Below are 3,332 nucleotides of genomic sequence, written 5' to 3'. Positions count from 1 at the left end.
GCTGGTGAACGCTTACGCCAAAATCGTGGACTCTTGAGTCCAAAGTTAACTCGAAGAACTGGCTTTCAGACAACGTGATTGGCTGCGCGATCGATCTATCAAAAGGGTCAGTTCGACGCATTGTATGTGTATCAAGCTTTATAGATTGAATTGGCCCACCAGTAAACTTAAAGTCTATGCGGTCCAGAGTTATTGGACGCCTACCTGTATTCACTATTTTCAGATAAATTGCATCCGACATGTTTTCATAACTTTCTAGATATCTAGCTACTACCGCAAATCGAGTAGCGTCACGAAAAGCTACGAATAATGACAGACTCAAGCTGAGGATAGAAATAAAGATCGCTAATTGCGGAAGACCTAGCAAAGATATCCAGTTAAACTCACTTTCCATACTAACTCCGTAAAGTGTCTACTAAACGTGGGGGACTCGGAAACATAACGCCCAATTAAGTTGTGAGCAACGCTACTGCTGTACTCAAGCACTTCACCGTAATCACTAAACAAATTGAAACCGAAAGCGCCGAACGTTGCGAATCAGCTTGAATGCTTGTTATGTTTAAAAGCCGCTTTCTTTAGCTCTTTGCTGTGCAAGCTTAAGAATGTCGTCATACGAGAACTCTGAGGTATAAAAAGCATATTCCCAATGAGGAGGAACTTCATTCATATGCACTTTATAACCATACTCTTCTAACAGCTCTACCAAATAACCTCTTTGGTTTCGAGATATAGACCCAATCCAATAAATCCCGTTTTTCTCTAGATCATTTAATGCCTGATCTAGCAAATAAATTCTCGCGTTCTCTTTTAAATCCATTCTAACCTCATGTACCGAACTTCAAGTTTAAACATAACGCCAACATTGGAAATCACTCTTAAATGCTTTGTTTGTTATGCTTCAACTTCGCGCATATCAACAACGAACTGCAAATAGCTTATAAGATCTGTCAGCTGATGAACTCTATGCGACATAAACACTCTATCAATAGCGACCAGAATAAGCCCGACAGCAAAAACCAATGATAAGTGTGTAAGCGCAACAATTTTAAATATAACAACACACGAAGCAAGAAAAGCAGCATAAATCACTAAGTATGATTTCCTGTCCTCAAGCGAGTTAACGTGACTCTGGAGGAATAAGAGACCTTTTTTGATTTCCATTGTTGACACTGTCATGGTTGCAGATTGAACAAACTTAAGTTCTTTATCAGCAAAAGCAACGTCCTTTTTAACGAGCTTTAAGTAAGCAGTTGACCTACCTTTCGCTCGACTAAGCGTTCTCTTGAAGACATTGCTAGGAGTATGAAGCATTTGATCTGCAATTACGTCTTTATTATTTGTAAAGTCTGAAACTAGTAACTCTAACCATTTCATAACCACTCCTAGCTACAATGTCGCTTTAATATGTTAGTTAATTATGTGGAGCATAATGCTTATTTAACGGATTTAGCTCTAACGCCTCTTCTAGATGGTCAGGGGCTAAATGTGCGTATCTCATGGTTGTTGTGATCTCACTATGGCCAAGCGTATCCCTTAGCTTGACGATGTTTCCCCCTCGAATCACGTAGTGACTCGCAAAGGTATGGCGTAGAACGTGGGTCATTTGGCCTTTGGGTAGTTCGATATTGCTGCGTGCAATGGCCTTACGAAACGCCGATAAACTGCTTAGGAATAGCTTGTTATCTAAGAATGCAAAAAGGCGACTTACGTTAATTAAGCCGCCCTTAACAAGACACATAAATATATTGAATTTATACAAAACTAGTAAAAGTTTCTTGAGCATTTGTTATAAGCGGGCTTCTGACCAAACTGCGAACTCATTACCACTTGGTTCTAAAAAATGAAAACGGCAACCGCCAGGAAATTCAAATATAGGGCGAATGATGTCACCACCACTTTGAGCGACTTTCTCTAGAGTACCTTCAATGTCAGAGCTGTAGAATACTAAAAGTGCTCCACCGGTATTAGTTTGGTTGCAGCAATCAGCTTTGAAGAAACCACCGTCTAATCCCTGATTTGAAAAAGCTGTATATTCAGGTCCGTAGTCGACAAACTCCCAACCGAAAACTGAAGAGAAGAATGATTTTGTCGATTCTAAGTCTTTTGCGCCAAACTCAACATAATTAAGTTTTTCATGCTGATTCATTGCCTTGCTCCTTTTTGATTGTCCTGATAAGCGTATAACACCAAATTAAGTGAGCAACGCCTCCATCTGACCTAAATCATTGTGCCGCAAACACTAAAGCTGATTCAAACTAAGAGTGCCAAGATGTATGGACTCCCTATCTCCCTCGGGAGTAACGTAATAAGTAACGACACTTTTACAAGGAAGCCAACACATGACTCATTCTACGGTGCTCGCTATCGACTTAGCAAAAAACGTTTTCCAAGTTTGTAAGATGCGGTGTTTTTCAAGATAGTTGCCATCATTTGCTTGCTTATTAAGCTGCTTCTCTTTCTGGATTTAGGTGTACGTTACCAACTGGTTCACAGTTCCTGATATCACCAGGCCAGCGCTCAGGTTTTCGCTGTTTTGCGGTGAGCAATACCTCAGCTCGGCGCTTCAAGATCTCTTCATCTTTTCCATTATGACGCTCTGAAGGCGTGACATAATTTAGCTTACTGTGTTTGTGCTCGGTGTTGTACCAGCGCACGAAGGCTTCAACCTAACGTCGACTGCTGTCGAGACTTTCAAAGCCTTTTGTCGGCCAATTTGGCATGTACTTTACCGTGCGGAACAACGACTCAACATACGGATTATCATCACTGACTCTTGGACGGCTATACGATGAGGTAATGCCTAACTCATCCATCTTCGCTTTGAACGTCAGCGACTTCATAGGCGCACCGTTATCTGAGTGAAGAACCAGCGGTTGGCTGAAGCACTGTTCTCGCATCAACGTCCGTTGCAGGAGTTGTGATGCTAGCTCGCCACACTCACATTCATAGACTTCATACCCCACGATTTTGCGGCTGTAGATATCTTCTATGACATACAGATAATAGTGCTGGCCTCGGGTCGTTGAAGGCAAGTAAGTGATATCCCATGTGTAGACTTGGTTCGAACCTGTCGCCGTATAACTCGTTGGCTTAGCATGCGTTTTTCTGCTCCGTTGACGGCCTCGGTTGTGAAGTTGTCCTTGTGCACTCAGTACTCGATAATAGCTCGACTCTGAGGCGATATACTCACCTTTATCAAGCAGTGTCGGTACGATTTGAGTTGGAGGTAAACTCGCGAACTCTGGGCGGTTACACACCTCGATAATTGCATCACGTTCTTGCTGAGAGAGCTTGTTAGCTGGCTCTGGTCTGACACTGGTCGGTCTTTTATC

Annotated in this window: 4 protein-coding genes and 2 pseudogenes; all 6 read right to left on the bottom strand. The window is 42.2% G+C overall.

Annotated elements, in window-relative coordinates:
- A partial coding sequence (locus DA100_RS21180) for a hypothetical protein (RefSeq protein WP_206208578.1) occupies positions 1-394 on the bottom strand: 394 nt, incomplete at its 3' end.
- Positions 395-559: 165 nt separating this feature from the next.
- On the bottom strand, positions 560-817 hold the full coding sequence (locus tag DA100_RS19610; RefSeq protein ID WP_138973669.1) for a hypothetical protein: 258 nt from the start codon (positions 815-817) through the stop codon (positions 560-562).
- Between the two features lie 74 nt (positions 818-891).
- Positions 892-1,374 (bottom strand): hypothetical protein, encoded by a 483-nt coding sequence (locus DA100_RS19605; RefSeq protein WP_138973668.1) that lies wholly within the window; start codon positions 1,372-1,374, stop codon positions 892-894.
- Between the two features lie 37 nt (positions 1,375-1,411).
- Positions 1,412-1,678, bottom strand: a pseudogene (locus DA100_RS19600) (tyrosine-type recombinase/integrase); the annotation flags it as partial.
- 108 nt (positions 1,679-1,786) lie between these two features.
- A complete protein-coding gene (locus DA100_RS19595; RefSeq protein ID WP_138973667.1) occupies positions 1,787-2,146 on the bottom strand; it encodes a VOC family protein in 360 nt (119 codons plus the stop codon).
- A 295-nt stretch (positions 2,147-2,441) separates the two neighbouring features.
- Positions 2,442-3,332: pseudogene (locus tag DA100_RS19585) on the bottom strand (IS3 family transposase); the annotation flags it as partial.

Source organism: Vibrio sp. Hep-1b-8, assembly GCF_006124995.1.
Lineage (GTDB): Bacteria > Pseudomonadota > Gammaproteobacteria > Enterobacterales > Vibrionaceae > Vibrio.
This window is presented reverse-complemented; position numbering and strand designations above follow the sequence as displayed.

Bases quoted from the DNA above. Each gene is read 5' to 3' on its own strand.
- DA100_RS19605 (WP_138973668.1), bottom strand. From the start codon at position 1,374: ATGAAATGGTTAGAGTTACTAGTTTCAGACTTTACAAATAATAAAGAC.
- DA100_RS19610 (WP_138973669.1), bottom strand. From the start codon at position 817: ATGGATTTAAAAGAGAACGCGAGAATTTATTTGCTAGATCAGGCATTA.
- DA100_RS19595 (WP_138973667.1), bottom strand. From the start codon at position 2,146: ATGAATCAGCATGAAAAACTTAATTATGTTGAGTTTGGCGCAAAAGAC.